The organism is Vibrio sp. THAF190c (genome assembly GCF_009363355.1).
Lineage (GTDB): Bacteria > Pseudomonadota > Gammaproteobacteria > Enterobacterales > Vibrionaceae > Vibrio > Vibrio fortis_A.
The window spans coordinates 1,433,690-1,450,645 of sequence record NZ_CP045339.1; the positions used below are offsets into that span (position 1 = coordinate 1,433,690).

The 16,956-nt window shown below is 44.6% G+C and carries 16 protein-coding genes; 13 read left to right on the forward strand and 3 right to left on the reverse strand.

Translation table 11 applies throughout. The features are described 5' to 3' along the window. Positions 1-188 precede the first annotated feature (188 nt). The 3 genes from FIV04_RS21430 to FIV04_RS21440 all read left to right on the forward strand — a co-directional run bounded on the left by FIV04_RS21430 (position 189) and on the right by FIV04_RS21440 (position 2,807). Positions 189-893 (forward strand): response regulator transcription factor, encoded by a 705-nt coding sequence (locus tag FIV04_RS21430; RefSeq protein WP_152470464.1) that lies wholly within the window; start codon positions 189-191, stop codon positions 891-893. Between the two features lie 15 nt (positions 894-908). Next, on the forward strand, positions 909-2,198 hold the full coding sequence (locus FIV04_RS21435) for an ATP-binding protein (protein WP_152470465.1): 1,290 nt from the start codon (positions 909-911) through the stop codon (positions 2,196-2,198). A 78-nt stretch (positions 2,199-2,276) separates the two neighbouring features. Beyond that, entirely contained in the window at positions 2,277-2,807 is a 531-nt protein-coding gene (locus tag FIV04_RS21440) for an RNA-binding S4 domain-containing protein (RefSeq protein ID WP_032552384.1), read from the forward strand. A gap of 15 nt (positions 2,808-2,822) precedes the next feature. Here FIV04_RS21440 and FIV04_RS21445 read toward each other — a convergent pair whose 3' ends face one another. Continuing rightward, positions 2,823-3,074 carry a hypothetical protein gene (locus FIV04_RS21445; RefSeq protein WP_032552385.1) on the reverse strand — a complete coding sequence of 84 codons (252 nt, stop codon included), beginning with the start codon at positions 3,072-3,074 and terminating at the stop codon, positions 2,823-2,825. Between the two features lie 206 nt (positions 3,075-3,280). Then, positions 3,281-5,284, reverse strand: coding sequence for a methyl-accepting chemotaxis protein (locus FIV04_RS21450; protein WP_172974300.1), 2,004 nt, complete (start codon positions 5,282-5,284; stop codon positions 3,281-3,283). Between the two features lie 536 nt (positions 5,285-5,820). On the opposite strand from FIV04_RS21450, the gene FIV04_RS21455 reads away from it, so the two are divergent. From FIV04_RS21455 to FIV04_RS21485, 7 genes are all read left to right on the forward strand, one after another. Next, entirely contained in the window at positions 5,821-6,861 is a 1,041-nt protein-coding gene (locus FIV04_RS21455; RefSeq protein WP_150869767.1) for a PstS family phosphate ABC transporter substrate-binding protein, read from the forward strand. A 63-nt stretch (positions 6,862-6,924) separates the two neighbouring features. After that, entirely contained in the window at positions 6,925-8,304 is a 1,380-nt protein-coding gene (pstC, locus tag FIV04_RS21460; RefSeq protein WP_152470467.1) for a phosphate ABC transporter permease subunit PstC, read from the forward strand. Continuing rightward, positions 8,297-9,598, forward strand: a complete 1,302-nt coding sequence (pstA, locus tag FIV04_RS21465) for a phosphate ABC transporter permease PstA (protein ID WP_152470468.1) — start codon at positions 8,297-8,299, stop codon at positions 9,596-9,598. Before pstC ends, pstA begins: the two co-directional genes overlap by 8 nt. Before the next feature lie 13 nt (positions 9,599-9,611). Further along, positions 9,612-10,490, forward strand: coding sequence for a phosphate ABC transporter ATP-binding protein PstB (gene pstB / locus FIV04_RS21470; protein ID WP_152470469.1), 879 nt, complete (start codon positions 9,612-9,614; stop codon positions 10,488-10,490). Beyond that, positions 10,474-10,926, forward strand: a complete 453-nt coding sequence (locus FIV04_RS21475) for a hypothetical protein (protein ID WP_150869447.1) — start codon at positions 10,474-10,476, stop codon at positions 10,924-10,926. Before pstB ends, FIV04_RS21475 begins: the two co-directional genes overlap by 17 nt. A gap of 174 nt (positions 10,927-11,100) precedes the next feature. Next, positions 11,101-11,286, forward strand: a complete 186-nt coding sequence (locus tag FIV04_RS21480; protein ID WP_172974301.1) for a hypothetical protein — start codon at positions 11,101-11,103, stop codon at positions 11,284-11,286. Between the two features lie 532 nt (positions 11,287-11,818). Further along, positions 11,819-12,823, forward strand: a complete 1,005-nt coding sequence (locus FIV04_RS21485) for a S66 peptidase family protein (protein ID WP_152470470.1) — start codon at positions 11,819-11,821, stop codon at positions 12,821-12,823. A gap of 42 nt (positions 12,824-12,865) precedes the next feature. Here the strand turns inward: FIV04_RS21485 and FIV04_RS21490 are convergent, their stop codons facing one another. Further along, positions 12,866-13,747, reverse strand: coding sequence for a LysR family transcriptional regulator (locus FIV04_RS21490; protein ID WP_152470471.1), 882 nt, complete (start codon positions 13,745-13,747; stop codon positions 12,866-12,868). 158 nt (positions 13,748-13,905) lie between these two features. Here FIV04_RS21490 and FIV04_RS21495 point away from each other — a divergent pair, with 158 nt between their 5' ends. The 3 genes from FIV04_RS21495 to FIV04_RS21505 all read left to right on the forward strand — a co-directional run bounded on the left by FIV04_RS21495 (position 13,906) and on the right by FIV04_RS21505 (position 16,947). Beyond that, entirely contained in the window at positions 13,906-14,304 is a 399-nt protein-coding gene (locus FIV04_RS21495) for a RidA family protein (protein ID WP_152470472.1), read from the forward strand. A gap of 99 nt (positions 14,305-14,403) precedes the next feature. Further along, the gene (locus FIV04_RS21500; RefSeq protein WP_152470688.1) at positions 14,404-15,864 is read left to right on the forward strand and encodes an aldehyde dehydrogenase family protein; all 1,461 of its coding nucleotides are present in this window, start codon (positions 14,404-14,406) and stop codon (positions 15,862-15,864) included. An 87-nt stretch (positions 15,865-15,951) separates the two neighbouring features. Further along, positions 15,952-16,947 carry a membrane dipeptidase gene (locus FIV04_RS21505; RefSeq protein WP_152470473.1) on the forward strand — a complete coding sequence of 332 codons (996 nt, stop codon included), beginning with the start codon at positions 15,952-15,954 and terminating at the stop codon, positions 16,945-16,947. Positions 16,948-16,956: the final 9 nt, after the last annotated feature.

The following is a 16,956-nucleotide window of genomic DNA, read 5'->3' on the forward strand; positions in this document are numbered from 1 at the left end:
ATCAATTTAATGAATTGCATTGAATTTTTAGCTGCATTATCTGTTATTTATGTGTTATATAGATATATCTATCATTTTATGAAACCAAATTAATTTTAAAAAATCACAGCTATGTAAGACGAATGTGCTGAATTCAAAATCAAGGAAGCGGTTCACAAGGGTAGCAAGAAACACGGTAAGAAGGATTTATGACCAACCCTAAATTAGTGATCGTGGAAGACGATCCAGTCCTAAGAGAAATGCTGCAAGAGTATTTCGAGAGCCAATCATTTGATGTTGCTACCATATCTGATGGGGCAACTGCCTGTGAGCAAATTTTAACAATTCAACCTGACATTGTACTTCTGGATCTAATGTTGCCAGAGGTTGATGGGCTGACCATTTGTCGTGAAATACGTAGCCAATTCAATGGCAAAATTCTGATCTTAACGGCCAGTGACGACGATTTTGACCATGTTGCGGCGTTGGAAACGGGTGCAGACGACTTTATTAGCAAACCTGTACGACAACGTGTATTGCTGGCAAGGGTGCGTATGCTGCTTCGTCGAACTCAAGATCTACAACCAAATACTACGGGTAATGGCAATGAGCTGAGCTTTGGCAAGCTTTCCCTCAATAAGGCGACCAAATCATGTGTTCATGCTGGCCAAGATATTCCGATTGCCGAGAGTGAATTTGAGCTGCTTTGGTTATTGGCGTCTTCGCCTGAACAGGTCTTGTCACGCAATTATCTGACTCAGGAGATTCGAGGGATTGAATACGATGGTGTCGATCGCTTTATCGATAACAAAATCGTGATTCTTCGTAAGAAGCTGAATGACATCACTATGCCACCGAAAAAGATCATTACTGTTCGCGGTAAAGGCTATCTATTTGTTCCTGAACGCTGGTAAAGGCGACTTTTCTTAATGAGAAGAATCTATTTTGAATACTTGGTGGGCCTGACGCTAATCTTCCTCATCAGTATCTATTCGTACGCTTTTGTCGTTTATAAGCTGGGTACCGACTATGAATACATCCTGCGCGATCATCAAGCAGAAGCTTACCAAGAGCTGATTAGCACGATTGCGAGCGAGAAGGGAATAGTCGAAACCGAAACCATTTTGACAAACTATGCGGAAAAAACGCGCCAAAATCTTCGTATTGTGGATTTTGAAGCCGCACCTAAAATGGTTCAAAAAGCGTTTGGTAATCCAGATGTAAACGTGTACTACCATGAAGAAGACTTTCTTTGGCTGCGTTTACCTGGCAGTCAAAGCGTGTACGAATTATCGGACAACAAAGACTCTTTCCTAAGGAAAAAGATAAAGACCGAGAACCGATTCATTTGGGTGTTTGCCATCACAGGCTTTGCCTTCAGTGGTCTTTTCTTGGTGTGGCGAATCAAACGTCGTTTGAAGAATTTAGAATTGGTTACGGTTGCGTTTTCTAATGGCGAATTGATGCAGCGTGCTTCCGAGAAAAATAGCATTAAACTCGGTACGCTTAACCGCAGTTTTAATGTGATGGCGGATAAGATTCGCGATCTAATCAACAGTAATAAATCACTGACCAATGCTGTTGCTCATGAGCTGAGAACGCCGATTTTTCGTATTCAATGGCAAGCAGAGCTATTGAGTGATTTGGACCCTACGAACAAACAGTCGAAGGCAATCGCACGGATACTTGCTGACACTGAAGAGATGGAAGACATGGTCGATGAGCTGCTTTACTACTCGCGACTGGAGCGAGGGGGCTCTGAACTTCAGTTGCAGCCTGTCGATATGAATAACTGGCTGGATGAGCGATGTGCTATATGGGAAAAAGAGACCACGCTTGATCTCGTTAAGGTACCTCTTAAAGAGTCTGTGCCCTTACACGTTGATCTTAAGTTGTTTAATCGCGCCGTAGACAACATCGTACGTAACGCATTTAAGTTCGCTGATTCGAAGATTGTGATTGAGCTTTGGTATAACGATGGGGAAGTTGTGGTTGAAGTGCATGATGATGGCAAAGGTGTTGAGTCGGAGCACTGGCCATTCTTGTTTGATCCTTTCTACAGCGCAAATGCAGCAAGGAATAAAGGTAAGACAGGGCATGGACTAGGCCTCGCTATTGTAAAGCAGGTGTGTGAACGTCACCAGGCTCAAGTTACCGTGGGAGAGAGTTATCTTGATGGTGCTTGCTTTGCGCTCTCTTTTCCTCGTGTTGGGGCGTAAATAGAAGATGGTTATTTTGTTGGTTTCCCATTACACTGCGCTGCATACGATAAAGAACATGTTTTAGGTAAGTTCATCATGGACCAAGAATACTACGAAGACGCTGATTACGATGAAGTGGATCAGTATGGCGAAGAAGGCGAAGAGATTGAGATTGAAGCGATTGGCGTTGATGTCTCATCACAACCTATCGAGCTATATAAAGTCTTTAAGATCGCTAACCTAGTTGGCGGTGGCGGTGAGGCCAAGCACGTGATTTCTGAAGGTTACGTTGCGGTAAATGGTGAGCTAGAAACTCGTAAGCGTCGCAAAATGTACGATGGTGACTTCTTTGAGTTCAACCAAGAGTACTACGTGGTTTGTTGTGATCAGCCTGTTCAAGAAGTGGTTGAGAAACCAAAGAAAAAAGAAGAGCCTAAACAGCAGCATAAATCTAAGCGTTCTTCTAAGCAGAAAAATAAGAGCGCTAATCAAGGCCAAAATTTGAGTGCTTCCGCTGAGCCACGTAAACAGAAGAACAAATCTACCAATAAGCCTAAGGCTCAAAACGAGAAGTCAAAGCCACAACGTGATGAGAAGAGTGGTCGTAACTCTATCGACTTCTTCTAATCAAGTGACTTTAAGTTAGATCCTACCTTTTTCAGATGTGAGGCTAGAAATCATCGCCTCGCGTCTGATATCCAATATCTCATCAATCAGTTTCTGTTTTGCGTTCAAGCCAAAGTGATTGGAATAGTTGTTGATCTGATTCACTTCTGAAGCCTGCAACTTATAAACTTGTTTCTTCAGGCGTGTTTTCGCTTCACTTTTGATCATGCCGCGCTGCTGTAATAGGGCGATGATTTTGTTGTCTAAAGGGTGTTTTGCCTGTGACATATCTTTTTAATCAGAGCTTTAGTTAAACTTCGCAGGGTAATCTACAGGCGAGAGATGACAGATTTGTGACGTTATTGTCGCGTTTCGTTTACAGGTTTATAGAGCGTCGTGCTGATATGGTTAGCAAATGCAAAGTAAAAAGCGGGCTATCGATGAATAGCCCGCTTTTTGTTTTGGTTGAGTCATTAAGGTGAATAGAGCTAGGCTCAACGAATGACGAAGTGCGAAATTAATTCACTCTGGCGACTAGATAACTCATTTAAGGACTCACTGTTGCGCGCTGACTGATTGACTTCTTCTGCAATACTGACGGCTTTTTTGGATATATAAGCGATGTTACTCATGACTTCCTGTGCAACATTGCTCTGTTTTATTGATTCATCAGCTATGTGGCGGCTCATTTCATTAATGGTTGAGAGCCTTGTGACCATAATATCCAACGATTGGTTGCTGAGATTGGTTTGATTGACTGATGCGGCAGCTTTTTCTAGATTGTTCTCTACTAGCATTACCGCTTTTTCGGCTTGAGACTGAAGGTTGGTGATCATTGTATCAATGTCATTAGCAGAGCTTTGCGTTCGAGTTGCTAGCGAGCGTACTTCATCTGCGACTACGGCGAATCCTCGTCCTTGTTCTCCGGCGCGAGCCGCTTCAATTGCGGCATTGAGTGCCAATAGGTTGGTTTGCTCAGAGATTGACTGAATCACAGTGAGAATATCTCCAATTTGGCGAGATTCATTTGAGAGTTGATGAATCACATCGGTTGCTTCGACTAGCGAGCTCTGCAGCTGGCTAACAAAGGTCAGATTTTGCTGCATGCTGTCCATGTTGTTGTGAGCTAACACTGTGATCTTATCGACTTCATCACTGGTCTCTTTGGCTGAGCTGGAGACACTGTCGATGGCGATCTTCATTTCCGTTACCGATTGACGAATTGTGTCGGTCTGTTTCTGCTGCTTAGCGACGTCAATGTTTGTTTTATTGCTTAAGATATGGCTTTCATTGGCGACATCACTCAATGTGTCTGCAGACTGCTGAACTTGAGTGATAACGTTACTTAGCTGAGAGCCTAACGCATTGATATTGAGGGCGATGGCACCCAGTTCAGATCGAAAACCCGTTTCAATACGATGAGTAAGATTACCGGAAGTCAGCTTGTCGAGTGCCTCAACAATCTTGCGCAGTGGTCTCTTGATCGATAATACAATCGTCGAGGAGATGGCGAGGGCAATAAGAGTAGAAATCACCGCAAGTGAAGCGTTAAGGAGTAGTGCTCTGTTTGAATCTTGCTGTGCTTCATTAGCGGTTTGACTTACCAAAGAACCGATGTCATTTCCCATAAGCTCAAAGCTGTTTATGGCACTGTCCATGTCTGCAGCAAGCTGGCGCAGAAGTTGTTCGCTGGTGGCCGTTAGCTGAATATAGGTAAGGTGCTGTTGTAGTACTCCTTGCGGCTGCTCAATGGCACGTATCAACTGATTCAAATAGAAGCTGATGCTCTCTTTACTCTCTGGCATCGAGATAGGGACTCGCTTTGCTTTATCCTTAAACCTTTCAATGTGAGCGATTAATTCCTTCTTGACTACCTCAGCGTCATCGACATCTTCCATTGCGTAGATCTTCTGCAGATAACGGTCAGCGCCTGTTCCTTGTGCGACTAAGTAGTTGAGGTTGCGGTTATTGGTGCGTTGTCTGTTGGCTTTTGCTACAGCTGCTAGGTCGCTGATGTCTTGCTCGAAGAATTTCCATTTTTCATCAAACTGATTTAGCTCTTGAGATGTTTTGTGTCGCGCACTCATGCGCCGGTTCTTTGTTTCTAACTGCTGTTCAGCATTAATGAAAATACGCTGGGCAGTGGTGTTTAACTCGGCGATATGCGTTTGTAGTGCAGGGAAATTATTGAAGTCGTTGAGCAACTCTTGGTAATTGGTTAAATAGCGCTGCTTCTCTTCGTAAAACTCTTGTTCTAGTTTATTTCGGTTAGCAACAGAATCTGTATTGGCGTGAACCAAAACCGCTCGGTTGATATTTTGTAAGTTTTGACCCAACAAATTCGAATCTGCGAGGAGATTCGTCATCTTTACCGATGTTAGCTCTAACTGTTGTGCCATTTTACTCTGATTGAAATAGGCAAAAATACTGATGGCGACAACGAAAGTAATAACGATACCAAAGCCGATAATGATTCGCTGAATAATGGACAATTGCATTGAAACCTCAACAGTTATTTCCATTTAACTTGAAATTGAAGGTAGAGACAATATAACCAATCATAGGGTTATTATTGACTCGCTTGTTTTTTCAGGAGGTTAGTTGATATATATGAAAATTTAATGAATGCAGGGGCTGCATTTAACATCCATTTATTGGTTATTTTAAGAACATCGATCTGATACTGTTTTTCATGTGACAAGCGAACTTGGTGAAGATGAGTTATTGGTGGTGAACGGTCGTCAAGCGCACTGTTTAAAGCTAATAGTTTACATTCCCAAAGTTGTGGCCTCTTTTGTAAATGTTTATTTATCAAAGATTTATTATTAGGTCTCTTCTCGGGGATACTATGCTTCGTGAATGTGAAGTGTGGATTATAGATATGTAACTTATGATTAATTTTTGTGCAATAAAATCGTCACAAGCCTCTGTTTGAATTATTGGAGTTCAAAACATAAATCGAACTGATTATTCAGCATCTTAATGATTACAGATGTTTAACTCCATTAATTCATTTATCAACTTGGAGGTTGATGTGAAAATTAAAGCGCTTATTGCTACTACAACAGTTGCTCTAACTATGGCTACAGGCGGCGTTGCTAATGCTGCTTCACGCGACTACATTAGTATTGTTGGTTCATCAACTGTATTTCCATTCGCGACTGTTGTTGCAGAGCGATTTGGCCGTACATCTTCTTTTTCCGTACCTAAAATTGAATCAACAGGTTCAGGTGGCGGTTTAAAACTATTTTGTGCGGGTATCGGTGAAAATACACCAGATATCACAAATGCTTCTCGTAAAATTAAAGCTTCGGAAGTTGAGTTGTGTGCCAAAAATGGTGTTAAGGATATCGTTGAAATTAAAATTGGCTTTGACGGCATCGTGCTAGCGAACTCTAAAAAAGCTCAACAATTTGAATTGTCTCTACAAGACGTTTACAAAGGCGTAGCGAAAATGGTGCCAGACGCGAACGGGAATCTTGTAGAAAACCCATACAAAACATGGAAAGAAGTGAACCCAACACTTCCAAACATCAAGATCGAAGTACTTGGTCCTCCACCAACATCAGGAACACGTGACGCTTTTGCAGAGCTTGCTCTAGAAGGTGGCTGTAAGACTTTCCCACAAATCAAAGCACTTAAAAAGACTGACAAAAAGAAATACAAAGCGGTATGTCACTCTGTACGTGAAGACGGCGCTTACATTGAAGCAGGCGAGAACGATAACCTAATCGTTCAGAAACTGGCTTCTAACCCGAACGCTCTGGGTGTGTTTGGTTACTCTTTCCTTGAAGAGAACGCAGACAAAGTTCAAGCGTCTATTGTAAATGGCGTAGAACCGACATTTGATGCGATTGGCTCTGGTGAATACCCAGTATCTCGTTCACTGTACTTTTACGTGAAAGAAGCGCACAAAGACACAATTCCAGGTCTAAAAGAGTACGTAGCGGCGTTTACTTCTGAACAAGCTATTGGTGATGAAGGCTACCTAGCTGACCGCGGTCTAATTCCTCTATCTGCAAGAGATTGGAAATTGGTTCGTGCAGCAGGTACTGAGCTAACACCAAACCTATAATTCTTGTCGAAATCACGGGGTGCCTAGCCAATAGGTTACCCCGTTTTTATTTTCAGAGGTCCTATGAATTCTTTGCTTGTGATCTTGTTGTTCGGTATCTCAACGCTTGCCTATGTGGCAACTAAGAGTCGCTCCAGACAATTGGCTCATTCAAACGGTGGATTAAGATACCTTCACTCTAGACCCTCATACTATGCGACATTAGCGGCAATGATGTCAGCCATTCCTGCACTGATCATTTTCGCGGTTTGGAGTGCATTCTACCCAGCGATTGTTGAGTCTATGGTGATGTCAAACCTACCACGCAGTGTACTTACTGGTGGTACAGAGCCATCTCTACTGTTTAGCCAGATAAAGCACGTCGCGGATGGTATTACAGATACTGACAAGAGATGGTTAATTGAAGCGTCTCGTTACTACACCTACGTGATGGAGTCGGGTAACAATATTCGCTTTGCAACGCTGATTGCGATCGCTTTTGCAGGGTTAGTACTAGGTCTAAAACTCGTTCGACCAAAAGTGAAAGCGCGTGTTTATGTTGAAAATATTCTTCAGCTGTTTCTGATTATTTGTTCGATCATCGCGATTCTTACCACTTTGGGCATCGTGCTGTCGGTATTGTTTGAGGCGATCCGTTTTTTCAATATCGTACCCGTGACGGATTTTATTTTTGGGTTGGAGTGGTCGCCACAAGTGGCACTCCGTGAAGACCAACAAGGTGCAAGTGGCGCTTTTGGCTTCATCCCGCTGTTTGTCGGCACACTTATGATCTCCGCTATCGCTATGTGTATAGCCGCGCCTGTTGGTTTGATGAGTGCAATCTATCTTGCGGAATATGCTTCACCAAAAGTACGAAGCGTTGCTAAGCCTATTCTTGAAGTCCTAGCGGGCATTCCAACCGTTGTTTATGGCTTCTTCGCTGCTTTAGTCGTCGCACCAATGATACGCGACACAGCCCACGCTATGGGTTTGACTTCAGCGTCGTCTGAAAGTGCATTAGCCGCAGGCTTAATTATGGGCATTATGATCATTCCGTTTGTATCTTCTCTTTCTGATGACGTGATCACTGCCGTACCGCAATCGCTACGTGATGGTTCTTTAAGCCTTGGGGCAACAGAATCTGAAACCATTAGAAATGTCGTTCTTCCAGCTGCGCTTCCGGGCATTGTAGGTGGCTTGTTGTTGGCCGTATCACGCGCCATTGGTGAAACCATGATTGTAGTGATGGCTGCGGGCTTGTCTGCAAACCTCACGGCAAATCCACTCGAATCTGTAACCACCATAACCGTTCAGATTGTCACCTTACTGGTTGGTGACCAGGAGTTTGACAGCCCGAAAACTCTAGCTGCATTTGCACTGGGACTGTCTCTGTTTGTGGTGACGCTGGTGCTGAACTTTGTTGCGTTACGCATCGTTAAGAAATATCGAGAACAATATGACTAGTGTCTTAAATGAAATATCAAAGACTAAGAAAGCCAAAGTAAAGGCAAGCTTAGCGAAAAGGAAATCGAAAGAAGGGCGCTTTCGTTGGTATGGTATTGTTTCTATCATCAGCGCGATCATGTTCCTTGTAGTCTTAATTTCGTCTATCACCTCTCAGGGTTACACCGCTTTCTACACCACGGAGATCAAGCTGCAGGTCAGTTTAGATCATGACACTCTGGGGCTTATCAATGAATCACCAGACGAAACGGAGCTGTTCAGCGCTAACTACATGAAAGCTCTGCGTAACGCGCTCAGAGAGGAAATTGAAGTCAACGGTCGAAAAGAGCGTAAAGCTCTGTATTCCTTCATTTCTAGAGGGGCAGAGTATGATCTGCGTGATCGGGTTGTAGAAAATCCCTCTTTGGTAGGTAGTGAAATTACCTACTGGGCATTGGCAGGCGATCTGTCGAATCAGTACAACAAAGGCAATGTCGATTCCTCCATCCCAGAAGATTCGCGAAAGTTTAAAGACAACCAGATTGCTTGGTTTGAGCAACTTGAAAGCCAAGGCAAAGTTAGAACGGTTTTTAACAAGAACTTCTTCACTAACGGTGACAGTCGAGATGCCGAACTGGCGGGGATTTGGGGAGCCATGGTTGGGTCGTTTTATACCTTACTTGTTTGTTTTTGTATCAGTTTCCCAATTGGGGTTGCAGCCGCTACTTACTTAGAAGAGTTCGCACCTAAGAACAAAATCACTGACATGATCGAGATTAACATCAACAACCTAGCGGCTGTTCCATCGATCGTGTTCGGTTTACTTGGTTTGGCGATTTTCTTAAATGTCGCGGAACTGCCTCGCTCGGCGCCAATTGTTGGTGGCTTAGTTTTGTCGTTGATGACACTGCCCACTATCATCATCTCTAGTCGCGCTGCCATTAAAGCGGTGCCTCCATCGATTAAGGACGCTGCGCTAGGAGTAGGGGCGTCGAAGATGCAATCGGTAACACATCATGTTTTGCCATTGGCGATGCCTGGGATGCTGACGGGGACAATTATCGGTATGGCACAAGCTCTGGGTGAGACGGCGCCTCTAATTATGATTGGAATGGTCGCTTTTATTGTCGATGTGCCACAAGGGCCGTTCGATGCCGCCAGTGCTTTGCCTGTACAAATCTATCTGTGGGCTGAAAACCCAGAAAAAGGCTTCGCGGAGAACACCTCTGGCGCAATCATGGTTTTACTTTTCTTCTTAGCCTTTATGAATTCATGCGCGGTACTACTGCGTAAACGTTTAGAACGCCGTTGGTAGGAGTGCTTCTCAAATGACTGAAAATATTCAAACTTTATCTGGCCAACTGCAAGTTGAAGTCCAAGCAGCAAATTCGGTTCATCATCGTGTAGATGAATCGAGAGAGACTGTCGGTTTGCCTTTTATTGACCAAGCGCGTATGTCAGCGCGCAATGTTGATGTGTTTTACGACCATGGACAAAAGCAAGCGATCAAAAATGTCAGCTTAGACATTGGCGAACGCGAAGTCTTATCTATGATTGGCCCGTCGGGCTGTGGCAAGTCGACCTTTCTTCGCTGTCTCAATCGCATGAATGATACCGTAGAAGGTTGCGTGATTAACGGCAGTATCACTTTAGATAACCAAGATATCTACGGTAAAGAGCAAGAGATTGTAGAACTTCGTTCTCAAGTGGGTATGGTGTTTCAAAGACCAAATCCATTCCCTAAATCCATCTACGACAACATTATCTACGGTCCTCGTTTACATGGTTTGGTAGAGAAGAAATCTGATATGGACTTAGTGGTTGAAGAATCGCTAACCAAAGCGGGTTTATGGGATGAAGTGAAAGACCGTCTTGACCACCCAGCGACGGGGCTTTCTGGCGGACAGCAACAACGCTTGTGTATTGCTCGTACGATAGCGATTAGTCCTGAAGTCATCTTAATGGATGAGCCGTGTTCGGCGCTTGACCCGATTGCGACAGAAGTCATTGAAGAGCTGATACATGATCTCAAAAAACAGTTCAGTATCGTGATTGTTACGCACTCTATGCAGCAGGCTTTGCGCGTTTCTGACCGCACCGCTTACTTCCACTTGGGTGACTTAATTGAAGTGAATGAGACCAAGGAAGTGTTTCATAATCCACAACACCGTTTGACTAGGGACTATATCAGTGGCCGCTTTGGGTAATACGATTGGACGAAGTAACAAACTGGATGGCAGAGTAAAACGCTCTGCCTTATCGGGCCGAACAACGGCACCTCTGAAACGTAAAAGAATTTTTGTGTTGGGGGATACCAGTAATGACCTTGCTCTTTTTGCAGCTCAGCAGCTGGATATCAAGTGCTATGGGCATTTTGATATTGTCTGCTATTCGATTCCAACCTCTGCCGTTGGAGAAAGGGCAAGCGTGCAGACTTTTGGGGGCCTTGAAAAAGTAGAGGGTGATTTTAGCGCTGGTCACTACGACCTATTAATCACAGTGAGCTTGAATGCCATCCAAATGGTTTCGCCGATGCCAACGTACGACAAATTGCTGTTTTGGGATGTGGAGAAAACAGAAGATGAGTATGATGCTGTTATTGAGAATGTAAACTTCTTTATGTCGCGCTACATGTACGGATAAGCTAAGGTTTTCTGTGACTTAGCGCTGTTATCTTGTCACGCTGTGACTTTCCACTTGTAACAAATTGTAGAGCCGGATCATGTATATACATCGAATATACGATTCGCATTGGCTCTCTGCTCTTGTGTGTCTTAGAATCGAACTAATCAAATCGAGTATCTAGGGTGCGCAGTGATGGCCACTAAGAAGAACAAAGCGAACGCTAAAGATAGCCAGTTGATCATCAGAATTAACAGTGAGTTAAAAGATAACTTTATTTCACTGTGTGATGACATGGATACCTCTGCTGCACGCGAGATTAGGCAGTTCATCAAACGTTTTGTAGCGGAGCATGAATCAGAAAATGAAAAGCCACAGTAGTTTTCGCCGCTTACTCAGGTCAAGCGTGATGCTCAACCGCGGTTTATCTCAATCCCACTATCTAGGCGTTCCTCCTGATAAGTCAGAATCTAGATATTGACTCGCAACCTCTAAAACAAGCTTCCATAAACATTCTTTTCCCTTTAGGTACTCAGAGCTTGGTTATGCCATGGTGAAAAGCGTGGCGACGATCACTAGTGCAACGATACTGATACGCTCTAACAGACCAAATACGGGTTGTTCATGGTTTTTAGTCAACAGTTTTAATTGTTTCATACCTACCTCTTCACTATGTATTATTGATGTATATACATTGTAGTACATACGTATATCTGTGCGTTAAATTTAAGCGATAATTAGTGGCTTTTTCCTTTCATGGTTCGTAGTGCGGCTTTTACGTTCTACCCTTTATGTGTCTGTTTGAGTTTACATCTCAAACGTTAAACTGAATTTCGTTTTATATGTTGAAATCTTCTCTATATTTCAATAGCTTAGTTGATGGCTATTGAATAAAAAGAATAAGGAAATCGAAATGTTGCTACCAAAACCTTTAAAGCGAGGCGACAAGATCGCGTTTTTCTCTCCGTCATCTCCAGCAACGGTGTTTGCACCGAAACGTTTTGAAAGAGCCAAACAGTTTCTTGAAAGCAAGGGATTTGAATTAGTGGCAGGTCAGCTCACGGGCAAGTCTGATGGGTATCGCTCTGGGTTAATTCAGGAGCGTGTAGAGGAGTTAAACGCGCTGATTCGAGATCCAAGTGTTCGCTGCATTATGTCTACCATTGGCGGCAACAACAGTAATGCATTGCTTCCTTATATTGATTATGAAGCGTTGAAAAATGATCCTAAGGTGATCATCGGTTACTCCGATGTCACTGCGCTACTACTCGGGATTCACGCCAAAACAGGCATACCGACCTTTTACGGTCCAGCTTTGGTGGCTTCGTTTGGAGAATTTGCGCCATTGGTTGAGGAAACCTTCGCATCGTTCCTCGAAATTCTATGCCAAGACCTTGATCAGCATACTTATAAAATGCCGGCGGTTTGGACAGATTTTAGAGCAGAATGGGAAACCCAAGATAAAGCAAAACCTGTCTATCAGAACGAATGGCAATTTTTAGGCTCGGGCGTTGTTGAAGGGCGCATTATCGGTGGCAACCTCAATACCATGGGGGCCATTTGGGGCAGTGAATACATGCCAGAGATTAAGCAGGGCGATATTTTGCTAGTTGAAGATTGCATGCTTGGAATTGAAACGGTAGAGCGCTCTTTCTCGCTACTTAAGGCATGTGGCATTTTCGACCGTGTGTCTGCAATTGTGCTCGGCAAGCATGAGCTGTTTAATGACAGAGGAACAGGCCGCACACCACTAGACGTATTGTTAGAGGTGCTAAATGGTCAAGCAGTGCCGATCTTATCGGGCTTCGATTGCTGTCATACCCATCCAATGTTCACTCTGCCATTAGGAGCGAATTGTACGATAGATTTCGAACAGCACTCTATTTCGATTTCAGGCGATTGGTTGAATCGCGATTAAGCCACTAGTTTTAACCCATCAACCCTTCCAATAAGCAAACCGTTATTGATTGATCTTCAAATACTGCACGCACAAGTCATGAAAGGCTTGTGCTTGCGGAGAAATCGTCCTATCTGACAGTCTGAAAATACCAATTTGGCGTTTTAACGGCGGATCGATCAACGGAATCCAAGTTAGACGAGTCTCGTTCGTTGGGAAAGCGAGTTTTGGCAGCGTTGTGACCCCAATCCCAAGCTCAAGTACCGAAAATAAGGATGTGATGTTCTCTACCGAGTAGAGTGCTTGTTCACTGAGCGTTCGCGCTGGAGTCGGGTCGAGTAGGGTACATGTACCATTTCTGATAAAGGGTTGTTGAAGCAACGTCTGCCACTCTATCCCTTCTGGCTGATTAGCGATTGGATTGTCTTTCAAACAAACGACACCGATCGGGTCTGAGATCAATGGAGTAAAATCGATAGTGTCTTCATCGAGGCTTGAGCTGTTGCCTAGCGCGACATCAACCTCCCCAGACAATAGTCTTGCTTCTACGCCAGCCGCATTATCGTCAATTAAACTCACTTCTACATTCGGGTATTGCTCACAGAAGGCGCCTAGAACACTCGGGATTAATTTTGCGGCTACAGAGGGAACGCTTGCAATCCTTACTCTTCCTTGTTGACCTGCCGCCGCGGCGCGTAAGTCATTATCTAGTGCTTTATAAACATTCAAAAACTGAATAATTTTAGGTAGACATATTTCGCCAAATGGCGTCAGAGTTGACTTGTTGCCTGTTTCAAACAGGGGTTGTCCGAGTATCTTCTCTAACTCTTTAATCGATGTTGATAGTGCTGCTTGAGAGCGGTTGGCACGGTTCGCTGCGGCTCTAAAACCCCCTTCCTCGACCACAAAAACGAAATGTTTTAACTGCTGCAGTTTGATACTCATCCGTTTGAATCCTCCTCAATCCCTTGTTTCACCTTACTTAGCGCATGGTGATAAGTTTTATTTATCAAATGCACGAAATTTACCGTTAGATTTATCAGGCGTCAAGGTGCAATATTTAACCATCTTGAAACAAAGTTGTTACAAAGTTGGATTGAAAAGTGAACGCACAAACTAAAAAGCAGCCAGTAAAAACGGAACTATTTGCCTCTAAAGCGCCTCTAGAGTGGGCAATTGTTAACAACGGTACTCTTTATACCGCTCAAATCCCAATTGATGATACGGGTGCGGTCGTTGAAGGTGGTATTGAAGCTCAAACGCGACAAACTTTTAACAATCTAAAACACACACTGGAGTGCGCAGGAGAATCATTGGACTCAGTGCTTCAGGTGCTGATCTACGTGACCGACCGTGAATACCTAAAAACAGTTAACGCAATCTATGCGGAGCATTTTGAAGCGCCATACCCAAACCGAGCAGCGATGGTTGTGGCAGGTCTCGCAAGAGAAGAGATGCTAGTGGAATTTGTCGTGTATGTGTCTGCTTCGCCACAGGCATAAGGAATAGCCCTGGGTAAATGAAACGAACACAACTTAATTATCGAATCAATACAGAGCGACCAGACTCAACAGTCGCAAAGACGTAACAAGGATAGAATGATGACTCAACTAAACAATGTTCAAGCAGAAAATGCACTCTATATTGGTGGTGAATGGCAAGCAGGCGTGAGTACTGTTTCGAACATCAACCCTTCCGATATTTCAGAAAACCTTGGAAATTTCGCGCAAGCAAGCTCTGAACAAGTACAACAGGCTATCTCAGCAGCAAAACACGCTCAACCTGAGTGGGAAAAAACACCAATTGAGCGTAAGCAAGCTGTTCTACAGGCGATCGGTGATGAGCTGATTGCGCGCTGTGATGAACTTGGAACGCTACTTTCTCGTGAAGAGGGTAAGCCGTTCGCTGAAGGTCGTGGCGAAATCTATCGTGCAGGTCAGTTCTTCCAGTACTTCGCTGCTGAAGTACTTCGTCAAATTGGTGATAACGCAGCTTCCGTCCGTCCAGGGGTCTCCGTTGAAGTGACTCGTGAAGCAGTAGGCGTTATCGCCATTATCTCTCCTTGGAATTTCCCGACTGCGACCGCAGCTTGGAAAATTGCCCCAGCACTGGCTTTTGGTAACAGCGTTATTTGGAAGCCAGCGAATTTAACGCCAGCGAGTGCGGTTGCATTAACTGAGATCATCCACCGCCAAGGCATTCCAGCGGGTACGTTCAACCTTGTATTGGGCAGCGGTTCAACAGTAGGCGACGCACTGATTCATTCGAAAGATGTAAACGGTGTGAGCTTCACCGGTTCAGTGGATACAGGCCGTAAAGTTGCTGCCGCGACAGCGCCAAACTTCGTCCGTTGCCAATTGGAAATGGGCTCAAAGAATGCGCTGGTTATCGCAGACGATGCCGATATCCAGACGGCGGTTGAAGCAACCATTGCTGGTTCATTCTCAGGTGCAGGTCAGAAATGTACGGCTTCTTCTCGTCTTGTGGTGATGGATAGCATCCACGATCAATACGTCGAAGCACTAATTAAACGCATGAGCGAACTCAAAGTAGGCCACGCACTTAAAGATGGCATTTTCATGGGCCCAGTGGTTGATGGAAAACAGCTGGAAGCGAACTTCGAGTGGATTGAAAAGGCATGTCAAAGTGGCGCGGAGTTGGCCTTCGGTGGAGAGCGCTTAAACCTAGAGCACGAAGGTTACTACATGTCGCCAACGCTTTTCTTGAACACGCAAAACAGCTGGGAGGTAAACCAGGAAGAGGTGTTTGCTCCGATGGCTAGCGTTATTCGCGTAGCAGATTTAGAAGAAGCGATCGCTACGACCAACGACACGCGCTTTGGCCTAACTGGCGGCATCATTACTCAAAGTCTACGCACAAGTGCGATGTTCAAAGAGCAAGCACAAACCGGGTGTGTGATGGTGAACCTACCAACAGCCGGCACGGATTACCACGTGCCATTTGGCGGACGCAAAGAGTCTAGCTTTGGTCCTCGTGAGCAGGGGCAGTATGCGAAAGAGTTTTACACCGTGGTTAAAACTGCGTATCAGCGCCCTTACTAACGCCTTTGTCACTGAACAAGGACGAAGCCCGAGTGTGGCTCGGGCTGAGTCAAACGTTCGATTTTGAGTTATTCAACAGGAGTGGTTATGTACCAGCAACGAATAGTTATCGATGGATTACAGTACTGCAATTGGGATCGAGAATATTTTCAAACATTGAAAGCCAGCGGCATTACTGCAGTACACGCAACGATTGTCTATCACGAGAACGCGCGTGAAACTCTGACTCGCTTTGCTGAATGGAACCTAAGGTTTGAACAAAACGCTGACCTTATTATGCCAATCCACTCAATGGCGGATGTTGAAAAAGCCAAACAGCTAGGCAAGGTTGGCATCTTCATGGGCGCACAGAACTGTTCACCAATCGATGATGAGATCGGTTTGATTGAAGTGATGCGCCAGCAAGGACTTTTAATCATGCAGCTCACTTACAACAACCAGAGTCTATTAGCGACCGGTTGTTATGAGCAGCACGATACAGGGGTTACTCGTTTCGGTAAGCAAGCGATCGAAGAGATGAACCGTGTCGGCATGATCATCGACATGTCACACAGCGCTGAACGCTCAACGCTTGAAGCGATCGACCTCTCTTCGCGTCCAATCTGTATTAGCCATGCTAATCCAACGTTTGCTCACGATGCATTGCGAAACAAATCCAATGAAGTGATCAAAGCGCTAACCGCACGCGGTGGCTTGATTGGCTTTAGCTTATACCCATTCCACTTACCAAACGGCAGCCAATGTTCGCTTGAAGATTTTTGTCAAATGATCGCGAAAACAGCAGACATGGTAGGCGTTGAGCACTTAGGTATCGGTAGCGACCTGTGTTTGAACCAGCCTCAATCGGTGCTGGAGTGGATGCGTAATGGTCGCTGGTCAAAGGCGATGGATTACGGAGAGGGCTCTGCTAGTAATTCTGGCTGGCCAGACGCACTGCCATGGTTCTGTGGAAGCACTGGCATGGAAAACATTTATAACGGTTTGATGAGTCACGGCTTTAGTGAAGCCGAGGCTGGAAAAATACTAGGTGAAAACTGGTTTAACTTCTTAAGTGACGGCTTAGAGCCGCTTGCTAAAGAGTAGGACGAAACA

Bases quoted from the DNA above. Each gene is read 5' to 3' on its own strand.
- FIV04_RS21435 (WP_152470465.1), top strand. From the start codon at position 909: ATGAGAAGAATCTATTTTGAATACTTGGTGGGCCTGACGCTAATCTTC.
- FIV04_RS21450 (WP_172974300.1), bottom strand. From the start codon at position 5,284: ATGCAATTGTCCATTATTCAGCGAATCATTATCGGCTTTGGTATCGTT.
- FIV04_RS21445 (WP_032552385.1), bottom strand. From the start codon at position 3,074: ATGTCACAGGCAAAACACCCTTTAGACAACAAAATCATCGCCCTATTA.
- FIV04_RS21485 (WP_152470470.1), top strand. From the start codon at position 11,819: ATGTTGCTACCAAAACCTTTAAAGCGAGGCGACAAGATCGCGTTTTTC.
- pstA (WP_152470468.1), top strand. From the start codon at position 8,297: ATGACTAGTGTCTTAAATGAAATATCAAAGACTAAGAAAGCCAAAGTA.
- FIV04_RS21500 (WP_152470688.1), top strand. From the start codon at position 14,404: ATGACTCAACTAAACAATGTTCAAGCAGAAAATGCACTCTATATTGGT.
- pstC (WP_152470467.1), top strand. From the start codon at position 6,925: ATGAATTCTTTGCTTGTGATCTTGTTGTTCGGTATCTCAACGCTTGCC.
- FIV04_RS21505 (WP_152470473.1), top strand. From the start codon at position 15,952: ATGTACCAGCAACGAATAGTTATCGATGGATTACAGTACTGCAATTGG.
- FIV04_RS21430 (WP_152470464.1), top strand. From the start codon at position 189: ATGACCAACCCTAAATTAGTGATCGTGGAAGACGATCCAGTCCTAAGA.
- FIV04_RS21490 (WP_152470471.1), bottom strand. From the start codon at position 13,747: ATGAGTATCAAACTGCAGCAGTTAAAACATTTCGTTTTTGTGGTCGAG.
- FIV04_RS21480 (WP_172974301.1), top strand. From the start codon at position 11,101: ATGGCCACTAAGAAGAACAAAGCGAACGCTAAAGATAGCCAGTTGATC.
- FIV04_RS21440 (WP_032552384.1), top strand. From the start codon at position 2,277: ATGGACCAAGAATACTACGAAGACGCTGATTACGATGAAGTGGATCAG.
- pstB (WP_152470469.1), top strand. From the start codon at position 9,612: ATGACTGAAAATATTCAAACTTTATCTGGCCAACTGCAAGTTGAAGTC.